Source organism: Candidatus Rokuibacteriota bacterium, from assembly GCA_016188005.1.
In the GTDB taxonomy this organism is placed as follows: domain Bacteria; phylum Methylomirabilota; class Methylomirabilia; order Rokubacteriales; family CSP1-6; genus UBA12499.
Window position 1 is genome coordinate 263,367 of the sequence record JACPIQ010000008.1, and the last position, 25,663, is coordinate 289,029.

A 25,663-nucleotide genomic window follows, 5' to 3' on the forward strand; every position below is an offset into this window, starting at 1 on the left:
GAGCTCCTTATGCGGCCGGGTAGGATCCAAGAACCTTGAGGAACTGGCAGCGCTCCGTGACGGCCGCGAGCGCTGCCCTCACCACCTCGGTGTCCCGGTGCCCCTCGAAGTCCACGAAGTTCACGTACTCCCAGGGGCGTCGCTTGGTCGGCCGCGACTCGATCTTGGTCAGGTTGAGCCTGCGCTCGGCGAAGGGGCGCAGGATGCTGTAGAGGACGCCGGGCTCGTTGCGCATGGAGAAGAGAATGGAGGTCTTGTCCCGTCCGGTTGGCGGCACGGGCCGTCGTCCCAGCACCAGGAAGCGGGTGGAGTTGTACGGGTTGTCCTCGATGCGCCGCCGCAGCACGGGGACATCGTGCAGGCGCGCGGCCATCTCCGAGGCGATGGCAGCCACCGTGGGTTCGTCCTTGGCGCGCACGGCCGCGGCGGATGTCGAGGAGGTCTCCTCGGTCCGGGCCTTCCCGAGGTTGGCGGCGAGCCATTGCCGGCACTGGGCGAGGGCCTGCGGGTGCGAGCAGACCGTCTTGACCTCGTCCAGGGTGCCCGCCCGGGAGAGGAGGTGATGGGTGATCTCCAGCGTGATCTCGCCGGTGATCAGCGCCTCGCAGTCGAGCAGCCGATCGAGCGTGATGTTGACGGGCCCCTCGGTGGAGTTCTCCACCGGCACCACGCCGAGCTCGGCGCGGCCCCGCTCGACCTCGTCGAACACCTCGCCGATGCTGCGGACCGCCACGAAGGCCGCGGAGGATCCGAAGCGTTGCGCGGCCGCCTGGTGGGTGTGGGTGCCGGGCGGGCCAAAGTAGGCTACCGGCAGCGGGTTCTCCAGGGCCAGAGAGGCCGAGAGGATCTCCCGCCAGATGGCCCTGAGTGCCTCAGCCGGGAGCGGGCCACCGTTGAGCGCCGCGAGGCGCTCCAGGACCTGCGCCTCGCGCTCGGGGACGAAGTACGGGAGGGCTTGCTGCCTCTTGAGCTCGCCGATCTCGAGGGCGGCGTCTGCGCGCTGGTTGAGGAGGTGGAGGATCTCTTCGTCGAGGGTGTTGATCCTGGAGCGCAAATCGCCCAGGTTCATAAAAGCTCCTGACTCGCCTCGGTCGGCAACCCCTGCATTGTAGGGGATGAGTCCGGGCCGCGCAAGCCTCTCAGCGCCCCCAGTTCCGCGGCCGTCAGCGGGCGGCTTTCCCCCACCCGCAGCCGCCCGAGCCGCAGGGGGCCGAATGCGACGCGGACGAGGCGGTGCACCGGATGCCCCAGCGCCTGGCAGTATCGCTTGACCTCGCGGTTGCGCCCCTCCCCGAAGGTCAGCCGGAGGCGCGTCCCCCGGGGGCCGGCCCCGAGGATGGTCACCGCGGCAGGGACGGCGGGCCCGTCGGACAGGGTGACGCCCCGGCGCCACCTGCCGAGATCCGCCGGCCTCACCCGTCCCTCCACCTCCGCCTCGTAGACCCGGGGAATCTCGTACCGCGGGTGAAGGAGCCGGTGGGCGAGGGCTCCGTCGTTGGTGAGCAGGAGCAGGCCCTCGGCATCGTAGTCGAGGCGACCCACCGGGAAGAGCCGCGGCCCCCGGCCACGCACCAGGTCGAGCACGACGGGCCGGCCGCCAGGGTCGCCGGCGCTGCTGAGGTACCCGCGCGGCTTGTGCAGCAGCAGGTACGTCTTGGGCTCGACGGCGGGCAGCGCGCGGCCGTCCACGGCGATCACGTCCACGCCCGGATCGGCCTGCGCACCCGGCTCCAGGCGCACCCGGCCGTTGACCGTCACGCGCCCCTGGGCCAGGAGCGCCTCACCCCCGCGGCGCGACGTCAGCCCCGACTGCGCCAGGATCTTGCTGAGGCGGATCTGCGCCAGCGGCCGGCTCCCCCCTCTGCCCTTCTCGCCCGGCGACAGCCGGCGCCGCGCTGCCCTCGCCGCTTCCGCCGGGCACAGCACCGGGCTCGGCCTCGGGACCCGCGCCGGCTGCGAGCAGCGGCTCGCCCGCGGGCTCCGTCCCCTCGGCTCCGGGCACGAGGAGCTCGCCCTCGACCTTCGGCAGGTCCGTCAGGTCGCGCAGCCCGAACGCCACGAGGAAGTCGCGGGTCGTCTCGTAGAGGAAAGGTCGGCCCGGCGAGTCCTTGCGGCCGCCGATGCGGATCATCCGCCGCTCGAGCAGGCTGTCGAGCACGCCCTCGGAGTTGACGCCGCGGATGGCGTCGACCTCGGGGCGGGACACGGGCTGGCGATAAGCGATGATGGCGAGCGTCTCGAGGGCTGGACGCGACAGCCGTGAGCGCGTCCGGCTCCGGGCCAGCTTCACCAGCCATGGCGCCATCTCCGGGCGGGTGACGAGCCTGAAGCCTCCCCCAGCCTCCATGACCTGCAGGGCCCGCCCCCGCCCTTCCAGACGCTGCCGCAACGCCTGCACGAGGTCCAGGGCCTCGGCTGGCCCTGGGAGGCCGAGCACCTCCTGGATCGTCGCGGCCTCCACCGGGATGTCGGAGGCGAAGAGGAGCGCCTCCAGGATGTCGAGGGGCTCACTCATTCTCTCGGTCTCCCTCGCGCCGGGGGTCCGCGGCGCCAGCGGCCGCAGCGGCCTCGGGGAGGCGCCGCTCGATCACGATGTCGCCGAAGAGATCGCCCTGGCGCGCGCGGGCCTGGCCCAGGCGGACCAGTTCCAGCAGGGCCAGGAGGGTGACGATCCACTCCGCGCGGACGCGCTCGGCCCCGGCCACCGACGAGAAGAGCAGCGACCAGGTGTGGTGCAGCAGGGACACGATCTCCGCCATCCGCTCGAGGATGGACAGCGGGCTCGCCTCGACCTCGCGGGGCGTCTGACGCTTCTGCTCCTGGATGAGCCGCGTCATGGCGCGCTGCAGGAGGTGGACGGACAGATCCTCGAGTGGGACCGCCTCCGGCGGCGGCAGCTCGCCCACGGTGCGGCCGAAGAGCAGCGCTTGCTCCGCCTCGCGCTGCCCGAGCCAGGCGCCCAGCACCTTGACGCGCGCGTACTCCTGCAGCCGCAGGGCCAGCTCGCGCCGCAGGAGCTCACCCTCCTCGTCCAGCGCACCCTCCTCTGCTCCCCCGGCGTCGGGCACCAGGAGCTTGGACTTGAGGTAGATCAGCGTGGCGGCCATGACCATGAAGGAGCCCGCCACCTCCAGCTCCTGGAAGCGCACCGACTCCAGGTGGTCCAGGTACTGGTCCGTGATGGTCCGGATTGGCAGCCGCGCCAGGTCTACCTCCTGCGTCCTGCAGAGGTGCAGGAGCAGGTCCAGTGGTCCCTCGAAGGACTCCACCCGGACCGTGAGGCCGGTGCCGGCCTCGGCGGGCGAACCGGTCACGGCTCGAGCCCCACGACACCCCTCACCTCCTCCATGGTTTGCCGGGCCACGGCGCGGGCGCGGCGCGAGCCCTCGTGCAGCACCTCGAGCACCTCCCCCGGATGCTCGGCGAAGCTCCGCCGCCGCTCGCGGATCTCGCCGAGCGGGGGCAGCATGTGCTTGAGGAGCACGCCCTTGCAGTCGAGGCAGCCGATGCCTGCCGTGCGACAGCCGACGGCGCAGGCCTCGCGGTCCGCCTCCGGCGTGAAGATGCGGTGCAGGTCGAAGACCGGGCAGAGATCGGGCGTGCCGGGGTCGGTGCGCCGCCGGCGCGCCGGATCCGTGATCATCGGGCGAACCTTGGCGGTGATCTCCTCGGGCGAGTCGGAGAGGTAGATGGCGTTGTCGTAGGACTTCGACATCTTCCGGCCGTCGGTGCCCGGCACCTTGGGGATCTGCGTCAGCTTTGCCGAAGGCTCCGGGAACACCGGCCCCCACGTGCTGTTGAAGCGCCGGGCGACCTCACGGGTCAGCTCCACGTGCGGCACCTGATCGATCCCCACCGGGACCCACTGCGGCTTGTACATGAGGATGTCGGCCGCCTGCAGCAGCGGGTAGCCCAGCAGCCCGTAGGAGGGCGACTCGAGCCCCAGCTGCTCCACCATCTCCTTGTACGTCGGCACGCGCTCGAGCCAGCCCACCGGCGTCACCATGGAGAAGAGCAGGTGCAGCTCCGCGTGCTCGGGGACCAGCGACTGGATGAACAGCGTGGAGCGTCCGGGGTCGAGCCCAGCGCCGAGCCAGTCCGCTCCCATCTCGAGCGTGCTCGCCGGCGCCTCGACGCTGTTGGCCGCGTCCGTCGTGAGCGCGTGCCAGTTGGCGACGAAGAAGAAACAGTCGTGGTCCTCCTGCAGGCGCACCCAGTTGGCCAGGGCGCCCAGGTAATTCCCCAGGTGAACCTTGCCGGTGGGACGCATGCCCGACAGTACCCGCGGCCTCGATGACGGCATTGAACGGCCCTCAGTCCGTGTCGCTCCGGGAGAGGCGGGCTTCCCAGGCCTTCGCCATCCTCAGAAAGACGTAGTCGGCGTACAGGACGGCGAGCACGAAGCCCCGCCAGCCGTCCAGGAACCCCAGGCGCATAATGTACATCGAGAGGAAGCGCCAGAGGGGGCGGAAGATGAGGTCGAGCGGCCCCGTGGGCCGGCCCCGCGCGAGCCAGTCCCGGGCCGCCAGCGTGGAGTAGCGGTCCGAGCGCTGGACGAAGTCGTGCAGGGTCCGGTAGGAGTGGTGGAGCAGCGGCTCTCCGAGCCGCTCCACTGGCCCGCTCACCCGCACCGACTCGTGCACAGCGTCCTCGACGAACCGTCCGGCCCCCCGGCGGAAGAGGCGCAGCTGGTAGTCGGGGTAGAGTCCCCCGTGGCGCACCCACACCCCCCAGAAGATGTTCTGCCGCGGGATGCGGTAGCCTGCGGCCACCCCTCCCTCGGCGAGCAGCCGGCGGATCCGCTCCCGCAGCGCCGGCGTCACGCGCTCATCGGCGTCCAGCGAGAGGACCCAGTCGCCCCCGGCCTGATCCAGGGCGAAGTTCTTCTGCGCCGCGAAGCCGGGCCACGGTCGTACCCAGATGCGGTCGGTGAACTCGCGGGCAAGGAAGACCGTCTTGTCGGTGGACTCGGCGTCCACGACCAGGATCTCGTCGGCCCAGGCGACGCTCTCCAGACAGGCCCGCAACCGCTCCTCCTCGTTCCAGGCGATGACCGCCACGGACAGCCGCGCGCGGCTCACGGATTGCCCGCGTCGAGAAGCGCCTGCGCGGCGGCCAGCGCCTCCGCGGGCGAGAGCCGCTCCATGGTCCCGTCGGGACTCTGCAGGCCGCGGCAGCGGGCCCCGTAGGGGCCGTTGCGCTCCGCGCGCGTCGGACCGAAGAGGCCCAGGCAGGGGGTGCCCACGGCGGCAGCCAGGTGAAGTGGTCCGGTGTCGCCCGCGATCATGAGCGAAGAGCGGCGCAGCAGCGCGCTGAGCTCGTCGAGGTCCGTGGGCGGCGCCAGCACGGCGCGGCTCGACAGCCCGGTGGCGATCTGCCGCGCCATGTGCACCTCGTCGGGCCCCCAGAGCAGCAGGACGCGGGCGCCGGCCTCGCCGCCGAGGCGCTCGGCCAGCGTCCGGAAATGGCTCACCGGCCAGCGCTTTTCCGGCCGGCCCGCCCCCGGGTTCAGGGCCACCAGGCGCTCCCGGGGCTTGAGCCCGTGCTCGGCGAGGAAGTCGTCCATGAGCTGTTCGGCGACCGGCCGCACGGGCAGGTGGAACTCCGGCACGATCCCGCGGATGCCCAGTGGCCCGAGCAGCGACAGGTATTGCTCCACCACGTGCACGGCCTCGGGCGGTGGCGTCACGCGGCGGTTCGTGAAGAGCGCGCTCAGCCCCTCCCGGCACCGGGAGGCGCTGAAGCCGATCCTGACCGGGGCGCCCGTGTAGGCCGTGAGGATCCCGCTCTTGAGCAGCCCCTGGAGATCCAGCGCGACGTCGAAGCGCGCGCCGCGCACGCGGCGCCTCAGGCGCCCGAGCTTCCCCCACACCTCGCGCGCGCCCCCGGGGCGCCAGACGAGCCGTCGCCAGAGCCTGGTGTTCACCGGGATCACGCGGTCCAGATCCGGGTGGTCGCGCAGGATGGCGTACTCCCGCGCCTCGACGATCCACGTCAGCTGCGCCCCGGGCCAGGCGCGACGGAGTGCCCGGGCCACGGGCAGCGTGTGGATGACATCCCCGAGGGCCGAGAGCTTGACGAGGGCGACCTTCATGTTGTCACCACCCAGGGGCGGGCACCCGGGCTATCGCCACGCCCGCCTCCGCCGCGAGGGCCGTCTGCGGTTCGTCCCTCGCGCCATGTCCGTCGATGTCACCGCGCGAATCTCTGGAGGATGGCCGCGATGAGGTCGCGGCTCGAGTGCTCCTTAGGATCCCCTGCGATGGCCACGCGCCCCCCCGCCCCGAGGACGCTCTGACGCTCGGGCACCGAGTCCTCCGTATAGTCCGTTCCCTTGGCCTGCACGTCGGGGCGGAGACGGCTCACGAGGCTGTCGACCGTATCCTCGTCGAAGACAACCACGGCGTCCACCGGCCTGAGGGCGGCCACGATCTCGGCTCGCTCCCCTTCGGCGACCACCGGGCGGCCCTGTCCCTTGAGCCGGCGCACGGAGGCGTCCGAGTTGAGTGCCACCAGGAGCACATCCCCGAGCGCGCGGGCCGCCTGCAGATAGCGCACGTGCCCCACGTGCAAGAGATCGAAGCAGCCGTTGGCGAGCACGATGCGCTTGCCCTCGGCCCGCCAGGTCGCGGCCAGGCGGAGTGCCTCCTCGAGGCTACAGCGCGGTGCCATCGCCGCTCAGGGCCTGGACGAGCTCTCCCGGCGACACCGTGGCGGTGCCGCGCTTCATGACCACCACGCCCCCGGCGACGTTGGCCAGCCAGGCGGCCTCGCCGGCGCTGGCACCCGAGGCCAGCGCCACCGCGAACGTGCTGATCACGGTGTCGCCGGCTCCCGTCACGTCGGCGATCTGGTCGCTGCCGTGGATGGGCATGAAAGTCACCGGGCCCTCCCGCTCGAAGAGGGCCATCCCGCGGCTGCCCCGCGTCACGAGGAGCAGTGCCGCCTCGAGCCGATCGAGCACGGCGCGCCCTGCTTTCTCGATGGCGCGCTCGTCGCCGAGCTCGCCCCCCACCAGCGCCTCCACCTCGGGCTCGTTGGGGGTCGCCGCGGTCATGCCCTTGAAGCGCAGCAGATCGTAGCGGCTGTCGACGGCGACGACGGCGTTGCGGGGGCGCGCCAGCTCGAGCACGGCCTCGAAGACCCCGGGCGACAGTGCCCCGTACCCGTAGTCGGAGACCACGAAGGCATCCGCCGTGGAGCCGATCTCGCGTAGACGCGAGACGAGAGCCTCCTCCACGTGTGGCGCGAGCCCCCCAGCGGGCTCGCGATCGAGCCGCACCACCTGCTGGCGCGTCGACTCGTAGCCGCCCGCCATGACCCGCGTCTTCACCGGAGTGAGTCGCCCTTCCACGCGCAGGATGCCGGCCGTCGAGATGCCCGCCCCGCGGAAGAGTCCTGCCACCTCGTCCCCCGCTCCATCGTCACCGAGCACCCCCACCGGCCAGGCGCTGGCTCCGAGGACGTGGACGTTGTGGGTGGCATTGGCCGCTCCGCCCAGCCGCACCTCCCTCGCGCTGAACTTCAGGATGAGGACCGGCGCCTCGCGGGAGATGCGCGCGGGCTTCCCGTACAGGTACTCGTCGGCGATGAGGTCGCCCACGATCACGACCCGCCGGCCCGCGAACGCGGCGATGACCGCCTCGAGCTGCCTGACGGGGTACATCAGCGGCCTCGCCGGGCCAAGGCCCACTCCACGGCGTCGAACAAGTCCTCGGCAATGTGGTCGGGCTTGAGCCGCCAGTGCTGGCGCCGGTGCTCCCACTCGCCGCGCCCGTAGCCGGTCAGCACCAGCACTCCGGCCGCACCCACCGCGTGCGCCACTCCAACATCCGAGATCTTGTCGCCGATGACGACCGAGGCTGCCAGATCGAGGTCAAGGTCGGAGGCCGCCCTCAGCAAGAGTCCCGGGCGGGGCTTCCGGCAGTCGCAGTCGGCACGGTAGGGGGGCTCTCCCTCCTCGGGGTGGTGGGTACAGATGTAGAGCCCATCCAGATGGCCGCCGAGCGCCGCCAGCTGGCTGAGCATCTCGGCGTTCGCGGCGTGGAGAATCTCCTCGGAGAAGTACCCCCTGGCGATGCCCGACTGGTTGGTGACCATCACGGCCGGCACCCCGGCGTGGTTGAGGCGCCTGACGGCCTGGGCGGTCCGGGGGAGGAGCCGGATGCGGCTCACGTGGTTGACGTACCCCATCTCCTCGGTGAGGCATCCATCACGGTCCATGAAGACAGCGGAGCGTCGCGGCATTGACAGGCAGTGTAAAGCCCGCCGGGCAAATCATCAATGAAAAGCCATGTTTCTGGACAGGCGACGATAAAGCCGCGTGAACGCCTCGACCTGCGCGGCATGGGTGAAACCACATGCCGTCGCCCTTGCCCGCTCGCGCAGTCTCTCGGGATTCGACTCGCGGAGCCGGTCGAGCAGCCTCCCGATGACGCGCCCGGTGACTTCGGCCGCCACCACACCGTTGTCGCCGTCACGGATCAGCTCGGCCCCCCCCGCAGCGGCGCTGGAGAGCACGGGCACTCCGGAAGCAAGGGCCTCCAGGTGGACATTGCCAAAAGGCTCATAGCGCGCCGGCAGCGCCACCACATCGGCCAGCGCGTACAGCCGCTCCACGTCGGCCCGCGGCCCGACCCAGACGACCCGGTCCAAGATCCCCAGCCGGGCAGAGAGGCTCCTGTATCGCTCGGTGGACCCTTTGCCCGCCACCACGAGCCGGGCTTTCGTGTCCTCCATCAGGCCCAGTCCTTCGAGGAGCGGCCCGAGGCCTTTCCGCTCGAACCCCGAGCCGACGAAGAGGACGGTCCACGCCCCGGAACTGAGGGCCAGCTCAGCGCGAGTCGGAGGCCCCAGCCGCTCCCGGTTCCCGGGGTGGAAGCGGTCGAGGTCCACGCCGTTGTAGACCACGGTCACTTTCGCGGGGGGTGTGGCGTAGAGCCGCTCGATCTCCGACTTGCCCGCATGAGAGATGGCCACGATCTCCCGGGCCCAGCGGAGGGAAAAGATCTGTTTTTCCATTAGCATGACCGTCCTATGATACGGATTCACCTTGGCCCGGCGCCGGCCCATGGCCGCCAGGTAGCCCTGGTGCGTCCCCTCTCCGGCGCGGTAGATGTCCTGACCCGGACAGCGCTCGTGACCCTGGACGACATCGTAGCGGCCGCCCCGCGCCGCCCAGCGAGCGGCGATGCCGAAGACCAGGAGCCTGGCGAGAGAGGGTTGCGACGGCACGGCGAGCTCCCGTACGGTGACGCCTGGCACAGGGGGCTGCCCCCGGGTCGTGATGAGGTCCACCTGATGCCCCTGGCGGACGAGCTCGCCCAGGAGGCCCGCGGTTGCCGTCTCCACCCCGCCGTAAAAGACGAAGGGGCGGCAGATGAGGGCCAGTCTCATCGGGAGCCGGCCACCCGCTCCACCAGAGGAAACAGCAGGCGGCGCGCCGCCTCGAAGCTGTAGCGCTCGACGCAGCGAGCACGGGCCCGGGCGCCGAGGGCCCCCGCTTCGTCCGGGTGGTCCGCGAGATAGGCGATGGCCGCCCCGAGCCCGTCCACGTCTCCCGGGGCGACGAGGAGGCCGCAGCCCTCGAGGATCTCCGGGATCATCGAGACGCGCGTGGAGACCACGGCACGCCCGAGTGCCATGGCGTCGAAGATCTTGGCCGGCACCTGCCCGCGGGTGTCGCTGCTCTCGCGCTGGGGTACAGCCACGACGTCGGCGGCAGCCAGGTAGGCGGGCACTTCCCGGAACGGGACGAGGCCGGCGAGCCGCACCTCCGGGTATCTCGCACGCAGCCGCTGGCCCATATCGCTGGACGGCTCCGTGCCGACCAGCGCCAGCACGATGTCCTTCCGCCCGAGCCGGGCCCCGGCCTCGCAGAGATCCTCGACGCCCTTGTACTCCCGCGGCGTGCCGAGGAACATCACCAGCCGCTGGTCTCCCACTCCCAGTCGCTCGCGCGCCGGACCAGGGTCCGCGCCGCCAGGCCGCCAGGCCTCCGTGTCCCTCACGTGTGGGAGCAGGAGGCCCCCGAAGCGCTCCTGGAGGAAGCGGGAGGCAACCGTGATCCCGTCGGCCACGGAATGCAGGCGCTCCATGAACCAGGTCCACCCGAGTCCCGTGGGGTTGGCAAGATTGAAGGCGCGCCCGACGGTTCCCCAGGCGCCACCGCGGAGGAAGAAGCCCAGCTCCCAGTCGTCGATGTCCAGGAGCAGCGGCCTGCGCGTCGTCAGGCGCTTGAGATAGCCGATCCCCGCGCTGGGGAGCCGGGGCTTCGAGGCGTACAGGACATCGCCGTCGGCCAGCCGCAGCAGCGCGGGGATGGAGCCGGCGAACCGTGGGAGCCGGCTCGCCGGCAGGGTCGCGTACCGGATGCCGTCGTCGGCGATCGGCGGCCAGATCCCCGAGTGGCCACGAAGGCCCACCACGTGGACGTCGTGGCGCGGGGAGAGGAGGCGAGCGAGCAGGTGAGCGCGGCCGGCCGCATTGCTCGACACGTCGAAGCAGAGAACGGAGAGCTTCACCGCGGGGTCCCATCCCTCCCGCGCCCGCAGAGCCCGGCATACAGGGCCGACAGCTCACGCGCGATGCCGGCGCCTGAGAAGCGCGACTGGCACAGGGCCCGGCCGGCCCCGCCGAGCCTGGCCCGGAGCCGGGCGTCGTCGACGAGCCGCCCGACGGCACACGCCAGGGGCAGGGGCTCCCCCGCTGGCACCAGCAGCCCCGTGGTCCCGTCCGAGAGGACCTCGGGGACGACGCCGACGCGGGTGGCGACGACGGGCCTGCCCGCGGCCAGGTACTCGAAGAGGACGCGGGACATGCCGTCCGACTCGAGCGGTACGTAGAGCGCCACGTCGAAGGCCGCCATGGCGGTCTCGGGGCTCGGCTCGTCGCCGCGGAAGGACACGCGGTCGCCGAGCCCCGCCCGCTCCACCGCCGCGCGGACCGCGGGCTCCATCGCCCCTTGACCCACGAAGGCCAGCTGGAACCCTCGCCCCTCGGCAGCGAGCCGCGCCGCCGCGGCCACCGCCACCTCATGCCCCTTCATGACGCGAAAGCCACCCAGGAGCCCGATCAGCGGCCTGTCCTCCGCCAGTCCCAGCGAGCGACGCCACGGGCGCCCGTCCACGTCGGGGCGGAAGCGCTCGTGGTCCACCCCGCCCGGCAGCGCCACCACGCGCTCCGGGGCCGCCAGCCCCGCGGCAAGGTACTGGCTGCGGATGGCGCCGGTCACCGTCACGACGAGGTCGGTGGCCTCCCGGTAGAGCCAGCGGTTGAGGGCATGCGGGCGGATCGGTTGGACGATGTGCCGGGTCCTGACCAGGGGGCGAGGAGTGGGCGAGATGCGGTTCGCGAGGGCCGCCACCCAGTGCTCCTTGCCGCGATGAACGTGGACGACATCGGCGCGGCGCAACCCGTCCAGCACGCCCCGCAGGTCCCTCAGATCGTCGACCGGGCTCACGCCTCCGGCGAAGGGCAGCGTCTCGATGCGGCTCGCCCCGAGCCGGCGCGCGCGCTCGATGACCCGGGCCTCCGTGCCGCGACGGCAGACTAGTGTCACCTCATGCCCCGCCCGCAGGAGCTCGGCGGTGATGCGCGCGGCCCAGTAGGCGTCCGAGGACCAGCCCCGACAGGACAGGAGCTGCAGCACTCTCACGGCGACGGCGCCCGCCGCGAGAGGAGCCCGAGATAGATTGCTTCCACATCGGCGGCGTGCCGCGCGGGGCTGAACGACTCCTCGGCGCGGCGCCGCCCCGCCTCTCCCATGGCGCGGGCGCGCGCAGGCTCCGCCACGACCGCGCGCAGCGCCGCCGCCACCGACTCGGGACGCTCGTCGTCCACCAGCAAACCGGTGCTCCCGTGCACGATCGCCTCCGGCAGGGCGCCGAGCCGCCTGGCGATCACGGGGCAGCCTGCCGCCATCGCCTCGAGCGCAGCCCGGCAGGACTCGTCCGAGCCCGCCGCCATCAGCGCGAACACGTCGAGGGCCCGGAGGACGGCCGGAAGATCGGCGTCACGGTAGCCGGCGAACAGGACCCGGGAGCCGAGGCCGCGCTCGCGAACCAGCGCCTCGAGCCTCGGCCGTGCCTCCCCCTTCCCCACGAGCAGCAGCCGCGCCTCGGGGTAGTCCGCGAGCAGCCGCTGGAAGCCCAGGATCAGGAGCTCGTGTCCGCGGTCGTGGGCCAGCCGGGCCACGGATCCGATCACGGGAGCCGTGCCGAGGCCGAGCTCCGCGCGCACCGCCTTGCCGTCCGCGCCCGCGGCGAAGCGCGCCAGGTCCACCACCCCCCCCACGCGGAAGACGCGCGCGGGGTCCAGGGCGAGGTGCCGGCAGTGCTCCTCGATCTGACGGCTCACGGCGATCAGGGCATCGCTCTGCCGGTACAGCCACGTCGAGGGCCACGGCCGTCCCACCGCCCGCTGGTTGTGGAATGTCCTCACCAGCACCGCCCTCCCGCGACTCAGCAGCCCGAGCCAGTGATCGTGGGAGTGGTGGACGTGAACCACGTCGACCTGCTCCCGCCGCACCAGTCGCCGGAGGCGCAACACGTCGCCGACCATCGCCGCCGGACGGAACCTCGCCTCGAGGGACAGCCCGATCAGAGGCTCGATCCCCGCCTCGCGGGCCTTGGCCTCGAAGCGGTCGCCCGGGATGAGCGCCAGGAGCGCCCGATGGCCACGACCCTCGAGCCCCTTCACCAGGCGGATCACCGGGTCGGCGCTCCCCGTCCACCAGCGGTTGGCGCAGAGCTGGAGCACCGTCACCCGCCGGGATGCGCTCATGCCAGCACTTCTTCGTACAGGCCAAGCAGCCGCGAGATGGAGGTATCCCGCGAGAAACGCTCTCCCACCAGGGCCCGCCCGGCGCGCGCGCGCGCCGCAGCGGCCCCGGGGTCGGCCAGCACGGCCTCGACTGCGCGGGCCAGCGCCGGAGCATCCCCGGGGGGAGCCAGGAGCCCGGTGACGCCGTCCCGGATCAGCTCGGGGACCCCCCCAACGGCGCTGCCCACGACGGGGGTCCCCGCCGCGAAGGCCTGGAGAAGGGACTGGGGCACGCCCTCGGTGCGCGTCGAGGCCAGCACGAAGCAGTCCATGGCCGCGAGCAGCGGGGGCACATCGCGGCGGAACCCGGTGAAGAGGACCGAGTCACCCAGGCCGCGCGCCTTCGCCAGTGATTCCACCCAGGCGCGGCGCCCTCCATCGCCTACCAGGAGGAGGCGCGCCGTCGGATGCTTCCCGCGGACAAGACAGAAGGCCTCGAGCAGGACGTGGTGGCCCTTCGAGCCCCTGAACATGGCGACCGAGCCGATGACCGGACGAGAGAGCCCGAGCGACCTCGCCGCCTCTTCGCCCCCCTGGAGCCCCTCGAAGTCCTCGAGCCTCACCCCGGCCGGAATGGCGATCACCCTGTCGGGCGCCACGCCCGCCGCGATCACCACGGCCCGGACCGCCTCCCCGCTGGTGATCACGCGATCGGCCAGCCACTGGTACACGGGATTCAGCCCGCGGCGGATGGGGATGGACACGTGCCGGGTCCGCACCACGGGCACCCGGGCCAGGCGCGCCGCCATCCCGGCGACCCACCCGTCGATGGAGCTGTGGGTGTGGACGATGCCGACATCCTCCCGGCGGATCAGCGCCGCGAGCCTGAGGACGGCCGGGAGATCCCATGCCCCGCGCATCCCCACCGCGACGGCCTGCAGGCCCCGCATCCGCGCGTGCTGGTGGAGGTGGCTCTCCGGCTGGCAGGCGAGGAGCACCCGCCACCCCCGCCCCACTGTGGCCTCGGCCTCGTCGAGGGTCCGGAGCTCCTGCCCGCCAAGGCCGCGCGAGGCCTCCGTGTGCAGCACGGTGTTCACGAAGCGATCGCCTCGCGCACGCGCTGCTCCACATCGGCCACCGTGATCGCCCGCATGCAGGGGTGGTCGATGGGGCACTCGGAGCGAAAGCACGGAGCGCAGGGCGCGCCCGGGCTGACGATCCGGGCCTGCGGCGAGCGCGGCGCGGTGCGCCGCGGGTCGGTGGGGCCGAAGAGCGTCACCGTGGGCACACCCAGGGCCGCCCCGAGGTGCGCCACGCCTGTGTCGCCGCTGACCAGGCAGCAGAGCCGCGAGAGGAGATGGGGCAGGAGCTCCGCCCGGTCGCGCCCTGCCAGCGACGGCGGGCGGGAGCGCGCCGAGGAGGCGATCTCCTGCCCGGCGGCAAGGTCGGCCGGGGCGCCGAGCAAGAGGGGCGCGAAGCCGCCGTCAGCCAGCGCATCGGCCAGGGCAGCATACGAGGACCCCGCCCATCGCTTCGCCCCTCCGCCAGCAGCGCCGGGATGCAATCCCACGAGCCGCGCCCGGCCCCGGAGCCCCGCCTCGGCGAGCAGGCTGTCCACTTCGGCCTCGGCCGGGGCCCGCGGGGCCAGGCGCCACGTCGGCCACTCGCCGGGAGTGTCCACGCCGGCCGCCCGCACCAGCAACCGATACTCGTCCACCTGGTGGAGGCGCGGCGCCGGCAGCGGGAGCGCGTCGGTGAGCAACGGGCCACGCCCATCGCCGGCGAAACCGACCCTGCGGCGCGCGCGCCAGCGCCGCGCCGCGAGCGCTGACTCGAAGGAGTTGGGCAGCAGGAGCGCCAGATCCGCGGGCTCATCACCAAGGGCCCGCGCGAAGCGACGGCGGTCCACCCAGTGGCCGGGGTAGTCGAGCAGCAGGTCCGCGACGCCCTGGCCGGCGAGGAGCCGAGCCCAGCGGCCCACGATGGCGATGCGCGCCCGGGGCTCCCCGACCCGCAGGGCGGAGAGGGCGGGCAGCGCCATGACGGTATCGCCAAGCCAGTTCGGAGCGCGCACCACGATGACCGGGCCCATGACGCGATCTAGCTCGCCGCGACAGAGCCGCCTAGCGCTCGCCCCAGCACCTCGTGCCATGCCGCGTGACCCGGGTCCAGCACCATTCTGACGCTCAAGACCCACACAGGCCGCGGCGGCGGGGGCAGCCCTCTGAGGCGGACCCAGTCCTTCTCGGTCGTGATGAGGCCCTCGGCGCCGGCGACATCGGCCTGCCGCACCAGCGCGGAGAGATCCTCCGCCGCGTACCAGTGGTGATCCTGGAACTCGACGAAGCCGGCCAGTGCTACGCCGAGGCAGGCGAGAGTCTCTCGGAAGCTGCGGGGCGAGGCCAGCCCCGCGAAGCCGAGCAGCCGGCGCCCCTGCACCACATGCGGCGGGAGCCGCTCGCCCCCGCCGGTGTCGCGCACGCCCACGACCTCGTAGCCGCCCCCGACGACCGGCGCCGTGCAGCCGTGGCGTTCCAGCATTCGCGGGATGCCGGATGCCGTCATGCGCCGACCTCCGTTGGTGACGACGACCAGGTGCGCCCGCCTCAGCGCCCCCAGCGGCTCGCGCAGCGGTCCCGCGGGGAAGAGCCGGCCATTCCCCCACGGAGCCCTGGCGCTCACCGCCACCACCTCCACGTCCTTCGCGATGGTCCGGTTCTGGAAGGCGTCATCCAGGACGATGACCGAGGCGCCCAGCGCCTCCAGCGCGAGCCGCCCCGCCTCGTAGCGGTTCTCGCCCACCACCACGGGCATGCCCGGAAGCCGCTCGGCAAGGAGCACCGGCTCGTCCCCCGCCGCCCGCGGGCCGAGCCGGATCCCCGCGCGGTCGGCCACCACCTGCACCCCGCGGGTGTCGCGGCGGTAGCCGCGGCTCACGACAGCGGGCCGGGCCCCCAGCTCTGCGAGAGTCAGGGCCGCCAGCTCCACCAGGGGGGTCTTCCCGCTCCCGCCCACTGTCAGGTTACCGATGGAGATCACGGGGCATGGCAAGCGTCCGGTGCGGAGAACGCCCAGATCGTAGAGGCGCTCGCGAGCAGCGAGCGCGCAGCGGTAGCCCACGGCGAGCCCGCCCAGCCCCGCAGCCAGGACGGGATGCGTGCCCTCCTCCCAGGCGCGCAGGAGCCAGCTCTCCGGGTCGCTGCGCCTGGCCCGCGCCTCACTCATGACGCGCCGCCGGCACCTGGGCGGAAGGCTTCGGGTACAGGTACCGGGCGATCAGATCGAGGGTCGCCTGCACCGCGCCCTGCCGGCCCACCACCGCCTGGAAGGCCGCCTCCCCCATGCTCTTGGCAAGCCCAGGATCGTCGAGGAGGCTCTGCGCCGCGCGCTCCAGCTCGGCCCCGTCACGCACCACCAGGGCGCCGCCCGCCGTCGTGAGGAGCTCGGCGCTCTCGCGGAAGTTGCCCGTGTGAGGTCCGAAGAGCACCGGCTTCATCCGGAGTGCCGGCTCGAGCATGTTGTGCCCGCCCCTCGGCACCAGGCTTCCACCGACGAAGACCAACTCCGCCACGCGGTAGAGCTGCGCCAGCTCTCCGACGGTGTCGAGCACGATCACTGCCCGGCGTCCCCGCTTCCGCGGCAGCTGGCTCCGGCGAACCGTCACGAGCCCGCGGGACGCCAGGAGACGCTCCACTTCGGGCACGCGCTCTGGGTGGCGGGGCGCCAGCAGCAGGGTCAGCTCCGGGAAGGCCGCCGAGAGCCGCTGGAACGCCTCGGCAACGGTCTCCTCCTCGCCAGGATGCGTGCTGCCGGCGATCCAGACGCGCTCCCCGGGGGCAAGACCCAGGAGTCGCTCCCACAGATCCCGCGCGCCGGGGTCCTCGGGCTCCTGGTCGGCCTTGAGGCTCCCGGTGACCACGACGCGTTCAGGTGGCGCCCCCAGCGCGATGATCCGCCGTGCGTCCTCCTGGGACTGCATGGCGAAGATCGAGATCTGCGCGAGGACCCTGCGCATGACGACGCGCACTCTCCGGTAGCGGCGGAAGGAGCGATCCGAGATCCGCCCGTTGGCGATCATGCCCGGCACCCCGCGACGCCCCAGCGCGCGGAAGAAGTTGGGCCAGAGCTCGGTCTCCATGCCGATGAAGAAGCACGGACGGACGCCCCGGAGCGCGCGGCCCACGGGCCCGGGCAGGTCCAGCGGGAAGTAGCGGTGCGTCGCCAGCGTCGCGAGCCGACCCTCCACGATCCGTGCGCCGGTGGGCGTCACGGTGGTGAGCACCACCGCCAGCTCGGGCCAGCGCCGCCGGATGCCCTCCACCAGCGGAATCGCGGTGACCGACTCGCCCACGGACACCGCATGGATCCAGCAGCGGGGCTCAGGCGGAAGCCCCCGCCCGATACTCCCCAGGCGCTCACCGAGATGGGCCGGGTGGCCGCGGCCCGCGAGGCGTCGGGCCAAGAGCACGGGCGCGTAACCCAGGAGCGCCGCCGACAACGCCACCGAGTAGAGGGCGTGGATCACGCGGCAGCCTCCTCGTCGGCGCGCCAGCTCACCGCGCGAAGGGCGGCCTCGATCTCCTTGCGCGCGGCCTCCTGCGCCTCCCGTCCGCCCCGGCGCGGGACGCGGATGGGTTCCCCGAAGCGCACCACGCACCGGGAGAAGGGACGGGGAATCCGGAACTCGTCCCACGAGGCCAGGCGCCACTCCGACGAGGTCGCCACCGCCAGCGGAACGACGGCGGCGCCGCTCAGCGCCGCCAGCGTCACGATCCCGGGCTTGACGATCTCGGGGGGCCCCTTGGGGCCATCAGGCACGATCACTACGCTCCACCCTTCTTGCAGTGCGCGCACGAGTTCCCGGAGCGCCCCGGCGCCACCGCGGCTCGACGAGCCCCTCGCAGCGCTGAGCCCGAAGCGCGCCAGGAAGCGCGCCAGGATCTCCCCGTCCCGGGAGCGGCTCACGAGCACCCGCAGTCGCCGCCCGTGATAGAGGTGCGGCAGCAGGAGCACCCGCGAATGCCAGACGGCGAAGACCAGCGGATCGCGCCGGTTCCACAGGGGCTCCATGGAGCTCTCCTCGCGCCGGATCGTCAGCGTTTGCGCGAGGAGCCGCACGGCCGCCGCGCCGAGCGCCGGACCCAGCGCCAGCATCAGCCGGGCCGGCCCCCTCATGATCCGCCCGCCGCTCGCAGCACGGCCAGCGCCGCCCGCCGGCCAACGCCGGGCTCGCCGAGCCTGTCCCTGAGCTCGGCAAAGGCCAGGCGCTGGGCCGCGGCGGCCTCAGGATCCGCCAGCAGCCGTTGGGCCTCGGCCGCGAGCCGCTCGCCGGAGACGGCCTGCTGCAGGATCTCGGGGACCACACTGCGTCCGGAGACGATGTTCGGGAGGCTGATCCACTGGACGCGGATCAGGAGGCGGGAGAGGGCTGCGGTGAGGCGCGACACCCGGTAGCAGACCACCATGGGCCCCCCGAGGAGCGCCGCTTCGAGCGTGGCTGTCCCCGAAGCCACCAGCAGCGCATCGGCGGCTGCCATGATCTCGTGGGTACGTCCCTCGACCACCTCGATCGGCGGCGACCCTGGCGCCCGGGCTCCGAGCGCTCGGTCCAGGAGCTGTCGGTCCACGGCGGGCGCCAGTCCCAGGAGGAAGCGGCGCGAGCTGTCGGCAGCCGCCAGGTGGCGCGCGGCCCCGAGCATCGGCGGGAGGAGCCGGGCGATCTCCTCTCGCCGGCTCCCGGGAAGGATCCCCACCACTGGCACCTGCCCGCCCAGCCCGAGCCGCCTGCGCGCCTCCTCGCGCCCCAGTCCCAGCGGGAGCACGTCGAGCAGCGGGTGGCCGACGAACTCGACGGCAATGCCGGCCCCCTCGTAGAGCGCCCGCTCGAATGGGAAGACCGCGAGGACGCGACTCGAAAGCCTGGCCATGAGCCGCAGCCGCCCGCGGCGCCACGCCCAGAGCTGCGGCGGGATGAAGTAGACGACCGGAACCCCCGCCCGGCGGGCCTGGCGCGCGAGCCGCAGGTTGAACTCGGGGAAATCGATGAGGACCAGCGCGCGCGGGCGCTCGCGTCTGAGCCGGCGCACGAGGGCGCGGTAGGCGCCGTAGAGCTCGGGCAGCCGGCTCACCGCCTCGGTGGCCCCCACGACGGCACGCCGCGTGGGATCGGCGATCAGTTGCACGCCGGCCGCAGCCATCCGGGCCCCGCCCATCCCGAAGAGGCGTAGTCCCGGCGCCAGTTCGCGCAGCGCCAGGCAGAGCGTGCCGCCGTGCAAGTCCCCCGAGGCTTCTCCCGCCGACAGCATGATCGCCCCGGTGTCAGGCCAGGTCATCCTGCCCCTCATCGATGCCGACGAGGGCGATGCTCGCCCTCTCCGCGAGCCGGATCGCCGTCTCCCGCTCAACGAGGAGCACCTTCCCCCGCGCCACGGCCAGCACGGCGGCGCCGCCCGCCGCCATGACCTCCAGCGTCGCAGGTCCGATGGTCGGGATGTCGAAGCGGTAATCGTGGTCCGGGGCCACCGCCTTGACCACGACGGCGCCGGGTCCTGCCAGCGCGGTTCCCCGTCTGATGGTCTCGTCGGTGCCTTCGGCAGCCTCCACGGCCACGGTCACCCCGCGGGAGCGGACCAGGGTTTGGCCGATCCCCTGCGCAGCGAGGCTCCGGGCGAGCCGCCACCCGGCGCGGACCTCCTCCCACTGCTCCCCGGAGGGGATGCGGCCGGCGAGCACGTCGGCCGTGAACAGCAGCGGCCCCAGGAAGAGGCGTTGATCGAGGACCTGCACCCCCATGGCCCCCAGCGTGGCGACGACCATCTCGGCCAGGGCCGCGTCGGAGAGCCCGCGGTCTGCCAGGCGCCGGCCCGCATCATCAGCCCCACGGACTTGCGAGAGAGCGGACTGCTTCCAGAACTTCCCCACGAACAGCGCGGCCTCGATCCGCTGCGCCGCGACCTCGGCGAGGACCGACCGGATATCCGTGAGGCGGCAGGACACAACCCGGTCGGCGAACTCGGCGAGACCGGGGGCATCATCGAAGGCGAAGGCCACGATGCGCCATCCCTGCCGGCGGGCTTCGGCGGCCGCGCAGCCGGGGAGCACCCCGGCCCCGGCCATCACGCCGAGGCAGCGCTCCACGGAAGATCCTCCGGCCAGGCGGTTTCTCCCCGACCCTCGCGGATCATCCGCTCGACCTCCAGCGCCACGGCCAGGGAGCGCAGGTCCTCCGCCTCGGCCAGCTCCGCGCGCCCCGTGGCCTGGGCGGCTCGGGCCGTCGAGATGAGGTGGCGCAGCTCCAGCTTCAAGGGGTTGTCCTTGTGGACGAAGAGATGCTCGACGAACGACGCCTGCCGATAGCGGATCGCCTCGCGGTTCACGCTGTACTCCTGCGCCGCCCGCCGGTGGATCTGGATGTCCTGGTCCAGGTAGTCGAGCGTGATGTAGGCGTCAGGCTGCGTGATGGCGAGGGTCCGGATCTTCTCCTCCGTGGCGCGGCTGGCCGTGATGGTGGCCATGGTGCCCGAGTCGAAGACCACTTGCACGTTGGCCACATCCGCCAGCCCGGAGACCACCGACGAGCCCACCGCCGTCACCTTGCGGGGCTCGCCGTCCACCAGCCCCAGGACGATGTCGATGTCGTGGATCATGAGGTCCATGACCACCGAGTCGTTCTGCACGCGCGGGGCGAAGGGGCCCAGACGCCGTGACTCGATCAGGATCGGCCGCTCGACGATCTTGCGGAGCTCCTGCACGGCGCCGTTGAAGCGCTCCACGTGCCCAACGTGGAGCACGCTCCCGTGGTGCCGCGCGACCCGGAAGAGCTCCTTGGCCTCCTCGAGCGTGGTGGTCATGGGCTTCTCGACGAGGACGTGGATCCCCGCCTCTAGGAGATCGCGGGTGACCTCGAAGTGGCGATGTGTGGGAACGGCCACGGTCGCCACGTCCACGAGGCCCCGCAGCTCGCGGTGGTCCTGGAAGGCGCGCGTGCCGTAGCTGGCGGCCAGCTGCCGGGCGCGCTCCCTGTCGACGTCCACAATTCCCGCCAGCTCGGCCTCCCACAGCTCCATGAAGGCCAGGATGTGGTACTGCCCCATGTGCCCGGCGCCCACCACGCCCGCGCGGATCTTCGGCTCGACGACCGGCCTCACGCCGTTGCCTCCTCGTCCCCGCCGCCGCCCGCCGCCGCGCTCCGGGCCGGACCCGCCACGATGCCGCGCCGGGAGCCCTCGATGAACTCCAGCATCCTGGCCACCACCGGCCGGTCACCCATCTCCGCCTTGAGACGGGCCGCCGCCGCAGCCGTCGCGAGCCCCGAGCGGTACAGGATCCGGAAGGCCTCCTGCGCCTGGCGGCGTGCGCCGGCGTCCAGCCCGCCGCGGCGCATGCCCACCACGTTGACGGTGCGCGCGACGGCGGGAACGCCGTCGGCCACGATGAAAGGCGGCACATCCTGCGTCACCTTGGAGCAGCCACCGACATAGGCGAACGTCCCCAGCCGGGTGAAGGGGTGGACCCCGGAGAGCCCCCCGACGGTGGCCCGGTCCTCCACCGTGACGTGGCCCGTGAGCCCCGCGGCGTTGATGATGATGACGTGGTCACCGATGACACAGTCGTGGGCCACGTGACAGCTCGCCATGAGGAGACAGTGCGACCCGATGCGCGTGTCGTGCCCCTCCCGGGTCGCGTGGTGGATCGTGACGTACTCCCGGATCACCGTGCCGTCGCCCACCGAGACTCCCACCGGGAGGCCCGGCCGGTACTTGAGGTCCTGGGGCGCAGCCCCCAGGATGGCGCCGTGGCCGACGCGGCAGCGGGCGCCGATGCGCACGCGGCCCTCCAGCACCGCATGCGCGCCGATCTCCGTGTCGTCCCCTACCTCGACCTCTGGCCCGATCACCGTTCCAGGCCCCACGCGCACGCCGGACCCCAGGCAGGCCCGGGGGTCCACGTGAGCCGCCGGGTGGATCACGCGTGCCCCCGCTCCAGCTCCGCCAGCCGCTTCTCAACACCGCGGAGCCGGCGCACGAGGTCGGGCAGCATGCGCTCGGCGGCCCAGATGCGCCTGGTCTCGGCGCTGGGACGACTTGGCGTCCCGCTCCACACCTCGCCCGCAGGGATGTCGCTCGGCACGCCGGACTGGCCGGTCAGGATTGCGCCGTCTCCGACCGTGACGTGGTCGGCGATCCCGACCTGGCCCGCGAGAACGGCGCGGCGGCCGATGCGGCAGGAGCCCGAGATCCCCACCTGGGCTACCAGGATCACGTCTTCCCCGACATCGCAGTTGTGGCCGACCTGGACCAGATTGTCAACCTTGCTCCCGCGCCCGATCACCGTGTCGCCCAGGGTCCCGCGGTCGACGGTGGAGTTGGCGCCGATCTCCACGTCGTCCTCGATGCGCACGCCGCCCACCTGAGGAATCTTCTGGTGGCCGGTACCGTCGAAGGCATAGCCGAATCCATCGGCCCCGATCACGGCGCCGGGGTGGATGATCACGCGGTCGCCCACCTGGACCCCGTCACGGATCACCACTCGCGGGTAGAGGACCACGTCGTCGCCCACGCGCGCGCCGGCTCCCAGGAAGGCGAGTGCCCCGATCCGGGTCCGGCGGCCCACCCGGGCCCCGGTCTCGACCACCGCGAAGGGGCCCACGGCCGCGCTCGGATCGACCTGCGCCCCCTCTGCCACCAGCGCCAGCCGATGGATGCCCGGGACATGCGGGGGCTCGGGGTGGAAGAGGCGCAGGAGGGTGATCAGCGCAGCCTGGGCGGAGGCCACTCGGAGCACCGCCCCGGGAAGACCCGCCGCCTCTGCGGGGGCCACCACCGCGGCCGCCCGGCTCGCCGCGGCCAGCCGCTGGTAGCGTGGACCCACGAGGAACGACACCTCATCGGGGCCGGCGCTCTCCAGCGGGGCCACGCCCCGAACTGCAAGCGCCGGATTGCCCTCCAGGGTGGCGCCGAGCGCCTCGGCGAGCTGACCGAGCGTGAAGGGGCCGCCCTGAGCCATCTACTTCCTGACCTTCCTCGACTCTTCGTCGAAGACGCGGATGATCTCCTCGGTGAGGTCCGCCTCGGGGGCGCCGTAGATCACCGCCGCGCCCCGCGCGTCGACGATCATGGCGTACCCCTTCTCTTTGCCGAACCGGTGCACTGCCGCCGTGATCTCCCTGAGCACCCTCGCCGAGAGGTCCTGATCCTTCTTCTGTAGCTCCTTCTGGAGATCGTCCACGAGCCGGCGCACGTCCCGGACCTTGCGCTCGAGCGTGTCCTGCTTCTCCTTGCGGACCTCCCCGGAGAGGAGCTGCCCCTTCTTCTCCAGCCCGTCGCGGAGCTTCTCGAGCTCTCCGCGGTGGGCGTCCACCTGCTTCTGCATCGCCGCCTTCTCCCGCTCCAGCTGCTCCCGCGCGGCCACGCCGGCTGACGACCGGGCGAGCACGCGCTGCACGTCCACGAAGGCCACGCGCGCGGCCGGCGCGGACTGCGCGAGCCCGGGAGTCGCGCCCCACCACGCGCCAGCAAGCCAGCCCCCCGTCAGCACCCAGAGCGGCAGGAAACCCTTCAAGACCGTGCGCATCTGCTCACTCCTCCCTGCTCAGAACGGTGAGCCCACCGAGAAGTGGAACTGGCCGAACTTCTCCCCGGTTCGCCGATCGAGATTGACGCCATAGTCCACCCTGAGGGGTCCGAAGGGCGATGCCCACCGGAGGCCGAGGCCCGCCGCATGGCGCAGGTCCAGCGCGTCGAACTTGTCCCCCGCGGCGATGTCGGGACCCCAGACGTTGCCGACGTCGTAGAAGAGGGCGGCCCGGACGTTGAAGGGGAGCGGGACGAGGTACTCCACGTTCCCGAGGAGCTGGCTGTTGCCGCCGATCCTGGTCCCACTGCTGTCCTCCGGGGAGATCGCGCGGCTCTTCCGGCTTCGGATGGAATTGGGGCCGCCCAGGTAGAACCGCTCGAAGAGGGGCACCGGCTCGTCTGACCACCCGAAGGCGTAGCCCCCCTGGAGCCGCCCGCTCAGGACGTGATCGAGCCACAGCGAACGGAAGTAGGCGGTGCTGGCGGCGGCCCGCACGAACTTGCTGTCGCCGAAGCCGACTCCTGCGAAGTCCAGCCCGATGCTCGAGGCGCCGCCTCGCGTGGGCTCGAACACGCTGTCGCGCGTGTCCCGGGAAAGGCTCCCGCCGACGAGCGAGGTGAGGCGCTTGCCTTCCTCGCTGAGCAGGTTCGTGCTGGCATTGCCCGCGATGTCGGAGATCTCATCCTCGGTGACGCGGTAGACGAAGCCCCACCGCGAGTAGTCGCCCAGCGGATGGCCGAGCCGGATGTCGCCCCCGAGCGAGTTGATCGTGTACTCGGGGTAGACGCGGCGGTTGTTGAACAGGTCGAAGCCGGCGGCCAGCGGCCTGTCGAAGAGCCACGGCTCGGTGAAGCCGATCGTGCCCTGCTGGGTGCTGGCGCCGGCGCGCAATCGCAGGAACACCTCCCAGCCACGTCCGAGGAAGTTGCGCTGCGACAGATCCACGGTGCCGATGAAGCTGTCCTGGGAGCTGTAGCCGCCACCGATGGAGAAGAGCCCCGTGGGCTTCTCCGTGACCTCGATGTTGACGACGATCTTGTCCTTTGTCGCGCCCGGCGCCGTGGTCGTCTTGACCTGGTCGAAGTACCCGAGGTTGTTCAGCTTTTGCCGGGCCCGCTCCAGGGCCTTCGTCGTGAAGAGATCCCCCTCCTGCATCGGGATCTCGCGCCGAAGGATCTTCTCCTCGCTGCGGACGTTGCCCGAGATGTTGATCCGCTCCACGAACACCTCGGGCCCCTCGGCGATCTCGAAGGCGATGTTCACCCGCCGTGTCGCCGCGTCCTGGGTCGCCGTGGGATTCACGTCGGCCGACGCGCGGCCGATGACGCCGTACAGGTCCTGGATGCCCTTGACGCTCTCGCGGAGCTTCGACCGGGAGAAGACCTCGTTGGTCTGGAGCTTGATGCGCCGCCGGATCTCCTCGGTCGGCAGGACGTTGTTCCCGGTCACGTCCACGCCGCCGACCCTGAACTGCGGTCCCTCCACCACCACGATGCGCACGGTCACCCGGGCCCTGGCCCTGTCCAGCTCGGTCGCCGACGACTCGACGCGCGCCTGGGTGTAGCCGTGGTCGTTGTAGAGGGCGACGATGCGGTCGGCGTCGTCGTCGAGCTTCTGGCGCTGGACGGTGCCGCGGAGGATCCAGAACTGCCGCTCCTGGGTCGCCATGACGGCCTTGATCTGTTTCGGCTTGAGCCCGTGGGCCCCCTCGATCACGATCTCGTCGATGGTGATCTTGCGGCCCTCGGCGATCCGGAAGACCACCGTCACGTCGCCGTCGGGGAGCTTCTCGGCATCGGGACCGATGCTGACCTCGAAGTACCCCTCCTCCTCGTAGTGCTCCTTCAGCCGCTCGGTCGCCCGGTTGACCTCCACCGGGTTGTAGACGCTGCCGAGCTTCAGGTCGATCTTCTCCTGCAGCGCGGTGGTGTCCACCTTCTTGTTGCCCACGAACTGGATGTCGCGCACGAAGGGGCGCTCGACCACGACGAAAGTCACCTTCACGCCGCCCTCGAAATCCTCGACTCGCATCTGCACGTCGTCGAAGAAGCCCAGCGCGAAGACCGCCCGGATGTCCTCGGCGAGCCTGGCCGGCTGGAACTCCCCCCCCACTCGCGTCGTCACGCGCCCCAGGACGACGGCCTCCTGGACGCGGCGGTTTCCCTGCACCGCGAGCTCCTTCACGACGATGGGCCGCGGGGCGCGGGGCGGCGCCTGCTGGGCCGCGGCCGGACTCGGGCCCAGGAGCGCGGAGACAAAAAAAATGGAGAGAATCACTCTCTCCAGGGCGGTCATGAGGCCGATCGTCCTGTCGTGTGGCGAGGCA

General features: G+C 72.1%; 26 protein-coding genes. All 26 read right to left on the reverse strand.

Annotated elements, in window-relative coordinates; genetic code table 11:
- Positions 1-7: 7 nt before the first annotated feature.
- The 26 genes from pheA to bamA all read right to left on the reverse strand — a co-directional run bounded on the left by pheA (position 8) and on the right by bamA (position 25,632).
- On the reverse strand, positions 8-1,069 hold the full coding sequence (gene pheA / locus HYV93_02880) for a prephenate dehydratase (GenBank protein MBI2524904.1): 1,062 nt from the start codon (positions 1,067-1,069) through the stop codon (positions 8-10).
- Positions 1,066-1,845: an rRNA pseudouridine synthase gene (locus HYV93_02885; GenBank protein MBI2524905.1), complete on the reverse strand. Its 780-nt coding sequence runs from the start codon at positions 1,843-1,845 to the stop codon at positions 1,066-1,068. The genes pheA and HYV93_02885 overlap by 4 nt, the downstream gene beginning before the upstream one ends.
- Positions 1,781-2,515 carry an SMC-Scp complex subunit ScpB gene (gene scpB, locus HYV93_02890; protein MBI2524906.1) on the reverse strand — a complete coding sequence of 245 codons (735 nt, stop codon included), beginning with the start codon at positions 2,513-2,515 and terminating at the stop codon, positions 1,781-1,783. The genes HYV93_02885 and scpB overlap by 65 nt, the downstream gene beginning before the upstream one ends.
- The gene (locus tag HYV93_02895; GenBank protein ID MBI2524907.1) at positions 2,508-3,314 is read right to left on the reverse strand and encodes a segregation/condensation protein A; all 807 of its coding nucleotides are present in this window, start codon (positions 3,312-3,314) and stop codon (positions 2,508-2,510) included. Before HYV93_02895 ends, scpB begins: the two co-directional genes overlap by 8 nt.
- A complete protein-coding gene (gene trpS / locus HYV93_02900; protein MBI2524908.1) occupies positions 3,311-4,303 on the reverse strand; it encodes a tryptophan--tRNA ligase in 993 nt (330 codons plus the stop codon). The genes HYV93_02895 and trpS overlap by 4 nt, the downstream gene beginning before the upstream one ends.
- A gap of 10 nt (positions 4,304-4,313) precedes the next feature.
- Positions 4,314-5,081, reverse strand: a complete 768-nt coding sequence (locus HYV93_02905) for a glycosyltransferase family 2 protein (protein ID MBI2524909.1) — start codon at positions 5,079-5,081, stop codon at positions 4,314-4,316.
- Positions 5,078-6,094 carry a lipopolysaccharide heptosyltransferase I gene (gene waaC / locus HYV93_02910; GenBank protein ID MBI2524910.1) on the reverse strand — a complete coding sequence of 339 codons (1,017 nt, stop codon included), beginning with the start codon at positions 6,092-6,094 and terminating at the stop codon, positions 5,078-5,080. The genes HYV93_02905 and waaC overlap by 4 nt, the downstream gene beginning before the upstream one ends.
- Before the next feature lie 98 nt (positions 6,095-6,192).
- Positions 6,193-6,672, reverse strand: a complete 480-nt coding sequence (locus HYV93_02915; GenBank protein MBI2524911.1) for an adenylyltransferase/cytidyltransferase family protein — start codon at positions 6,670-6,672, stop codon at positions 6,193-6,195.
- Entirely contained in the window at positions 6,656-7,666 is a 1,011-nt protein-coding gene (locus HYV93_02920; protein ID MBI2524912.1) for a sugar kinase, read from the reverse strand. Before HYV93_02920 ends, HYV93_02915 begins: the two co-directional genes overlap by 17 nt.
- Positions 7,666-8,247, reverse strand: a complete 582-nt coding sequence (locus HYV93_02925; protein MBI2524913.1) for an HAD family hydrolase — start codon at positions 8,245-8,247, stop codon at positions 7,666-7,668. The genes HYV93_02920 and HYV93_02925 overlap by 1 nt, the downstream gene beginning before the upstream one ends.
- A 33-nt stretch (positions 8,248-8,280) precedes the next feature.
- Complete coding sequence (locus HYV93_02930; protein MBI2524914.1) at positions 8,281-9,396, reverse strand: glycosyltransferase family 4 protein; 1,116 nt, start codon at positions 9,394-9,396, stop codon at positions 8,281-8,283.
- On the reverse strand, positions 9,393-10,523 hold the full coding sequence (locus HYV93_02935; GenBank protein ID MBI2524915.1) for a glycosyltransferase: 1,131 nt from the start codon (positions 10,521-10,523) through the stop codon (positions 9,393-9,395). Before HYV93_02935 ends, HYV93_02930 begins: the two co-directional genes overlap by 4 nt.
- Positions 10,520-11,656 carry a glycosyltransferase family 4 protein gene (locus HYV93_02940; protein ID MBI2524916.1) on the reverse strand — a complete coding sequence of 379 codons (1,137 nt, stop codon included), beginning with the start codon at positions 11,654-11,656 and terminating at the stop codon, positions 10,520-10,522. Before HYV93_02940 ends, HYV93_02935 begins: the two co-directional genes overlap by 4 nt.
- Positions 11,653-12,783, reverse strand: a complete 1,131-nt coding sequence (locus HYV93_02945; GenBank protein MBI2524917.1) for a glycosyltransferase family 4 protein — start codon at positions 12,781-12,783, stop codon at positions 11,653-11,655. Before HYV93_02945 ends, HYV93_02940 begins: the two co-directional genes overlap by 4 nt.
- Complete coding sequence (locus HYV93_02950; GenBank protein ID MBI2524918.1) at positions 12,780-13,859, reverse strand: glycosyltransferase; 1,080 nt, start codon at positions 13,857-13,859, stop codon at positions 12,780-12,782. The genes HYV93_02945 and HYV93_02950 overlap by 4 nt, the downstream gene beginning before the upstream one ends.
- Positions 13,856-14,854 (reverse strand): lipopolysaccharide heptosyltransferase II, encoded by a 999-nt coding sequence (gene waaF / locus HYV93_02955; protein ID MBI2524919.1) that lies wholly within the window; start codon positions 14,852-14,854, stop codon positions 13,856-13,858. Before waaF ends, HYV93_02950 begins: the two co-directional genes overlap by 4 nt.
- An 8-nt stretch (positions 14,855-14,862) precedes the next feature.
- Positions 14,863-15,987 (reverse strand): tetraacyldisaccharide 4'-kinase, encoded by a 1,125-nt coding sequence (gene lpxK, locus HYV93_02960; GenBank protein MBI2524920.1) that lies wholly within the window; start codon positions 15,985-15,987, stop codon positions 14,863-14,865.
- A complete protein-coding gene (locus HYV93_02965) occupies positions 15,980-17,287 on the reverse strand; it encodes a 3-deoxy-D-manno-octulosonic acid transferase (GenBank protein MBI2524921.1) in 1,308 nt (435 codons plus the stop codon). The genes lpxK and HYV93_02965 overlap by 8 nt, the downstream gene beginning before the upstream one ends.
- Complete coding sequence (locus HYV93_02970; protein ID MBI2524922.1) at positions 17,284-17,937, reverse strand: lysophospholipid acyltransferase family protein; 654 nt, start codon at positions 17,935-17,937, stop codon at positions 17,284-17,286. Before HYV93_02970 ends, HYV93_02965 begins: the two co-directional genes overlap by 4 nt.
- Positions 17,934-19,094, reverse strand: coding sequence for a lipid-A-disaccharide synthase (gene lpxB, locus HYV93_02975; protein ID MBI2524923.1), 1,161 nt, complete (start codon positions 19,092-19,094; stop codon positions 17,934-17,936). The genes HYV93_02970 and lpxB overlap by 4 nt, the downstream gene beginning before the upstream one ends.
- Positions 19,081-19,899, reverse strand: coding sequence for a UDP-2,3-diacylglucosamine diphosphatase LpxI (lpxI, locus tag HYV93_02980; GenBank protein ID MBI2524924.1), 819 nt, complete (start codon positions 19,897-19,899; stop codon positions 19,081-19,083). The genes lpxB and lpxI overlap by 14 nt, the downstream gene beginning before the upstream one ends.
- Positions 19,878-20,909 carry a Gfo/Idh/MocA family oxidoreductase gene (locus tag HYV93_02985; GenBank protein ID MBI2524925.1) on the reverse strand — a complete coding sequence of 344 codons (1,032 nt, stop codon included), beginning with the start codon at positions 20,907-20,909 and terminating at the stop codon, positions 19,878-19,880. Before HYV93_02985 ends, lpxI begins: the two co-directional genes overlap by 22 nt.
- Positions 20,906-21,730, reverse strand: coding sequence for an acyl-ACP--UDP-N-acetylglucosamine O-acyltransferase (gene lpxA, locus HYV93_02990; protein MBI2524926.1), 825 nt, complete (start codon positions 21,728-21,730; stop codon positions 20,906-20,908). The genes HYV93_02985 and lpxA overlap by 4 nt, the downstream gene beginning before the upstream one ends.
- Complete coding sequence (gene lpxD, locus HYV93_02995) at positions 21,727-22,767, reverse strand: UDP-3-O-(3-hydroxymyristoyl)glucosamine N-acyltransferase (GenBank protein ID MBI2524927.1); 1,041 nt, start codon at positions 22,765-22,767, stop codon at positions 21,727-21,729. The genes lpxA and lpxD overlap by 4 nt, the downstream gene beginning before the upstream one ends.
- Positions 22,768-23,334: an OmpH family outer membrane protein gene (locus HYV93_03000; GenBank protein MBI2524928.1), complete on the reverse strand. Its 567-nt coding sequence runs from the start codon at positions 23,332-23,334 to the stop codon at positions 22,768-22,770.
- 18 nt (positions 23,335-23,352) lie between these two features.
- On the reverse strand, positions 23,353-25,632 hold the full coding sequence (gene bamA, locus HYV93_03005; protein ID MBI2524929.1) for an outer membrane protein assembly factor BamA: 2,280 nt from the start codon (positions 25,630-25,632) through the stop codon (positions 23,353-23,355).
- Positions 25,633-25,663: the final 31 nt, after the last annotated feature.

What these genes read in the sequence shown, in the direction of transcription:
- lpxB (MBI2524923.1), bottom strand. Translation starts at nt 19,094, where the DNA reads ATGACCTGGCCTGACACCGGGGCGATCATGCTGTCGGCGGGAGAAGCC.
- trpS (MBI2524908.1), bottom strand. Translation starts at nt 4,303, where the DNA reads ATGCCGTCATCGAGGCCGCGGGTACTGTCGGGCATGCGTCCCACCGGC.
- lpxK (MBI2524920.1), bottom strand. Translation starts at nt 15,987, where the DNA reads ATGAGTGAGGCGCGGGCCAGGCGCAGCGACCCGGAGAGCTGGCTCCTG.
- pheA (MBI2524904.1), bottom strand. Translation starts at nt 1,069, where the DNA reads ATGAACCTGGGCGATTTGCGCTCCAGGATCAACACCCTCGACGAAGAG.
- HYV93_03000 (MBI2524928.1), bottom strand. Translation starts at nt 23,334, where the DNA reads ATGCGCACGGTCTTGAAGGGTTTCCTGCCGCTCTGGGTGCTGACGGGG.
- HYV93_02920 (MBI2524912.1), bottom strand. Translation starts at nt 7,666, where the DNA reads ATGTACCCCGTCAGGCAGCTCGAGGCGGTCATCGCCGCGTTCGCGGGC.
- lpxD (MBI2524927.1), bottom strand. Translation starts at nt 22,767, where the DNA reads ATGGCTCAGGGCGGCCCCTTCACGCTCGGTCAGCTCGCCGAGGCGCTC.
- scpB (MBI2524906.1), bottom strand. Translation starts at nt 2,515, where the DNA reads ATGAGTGAGCCCCTCGACATCCTGGAGGCGCTCCTCTTCGCCTCCGAC.
- bamA (MBI2524929.1), bottom strand. Translation starts at nt 25,632, where the DNA reads ATGACCGCCCTGGAGAGAGTGATTCTCTCCATTTTTTTTGTCTCCGCG.
- HYV93_02930 (MBI2524914.1), bottom strand. Translation starts at nt 9,396, where the DNA reads ATGAGACTGGCCCTCATCTGCCGCCCCTTCGTCTTTTACGGCGGGGTG.
- HYV93_02945 (MBI2524917.1), bottom strand. Translation starts at nt 12,783, where the DNA reads ATGAGCGCATCCCGGCGGGTGACGGTGCTCCAGCTCTGCGCCAACCGC.
- waaC (MBI2524910.1), bottom strand. Translation starts at nt 6,094, where the DNA reads ATGAAGGTCGCCCTCGTCAAGCTCTCGGCCCTCGGGGATGTCATCCAC.
- HYV93_02925 (MBI2524913.1), bottom strand. Translation starts at nt 8,247, where the DNA reads ATGCCGCGACGCTCCGCTGTCTTCATGGACCGTGATGGATGCCTCACC.
- HYV93_02915 (MBI2524911.1), bottom strand. Translation starts at nt 6,672, where the DNA reads ATGGCACCGCGCTGTAGCCTCGAGGAGGCACTCCGCCTGGCCGCGACC.
- HYV93_02970 (MBI2524922.1), bottom strand. Translation starts at nt 17,937, where the DNA reads ATGAGGGGGCCGGCCCGGCTGATGCTGGCGCTGGGTCCGGCGCTCGGC.
- waaF (MBI2524919.1), bottom strand. Translation starts at nt 14,854, where the DNA reads ATGGGCCCGGTCATCGTGGTGCGCGCTCCGAACTGGCTTGGCGATACC.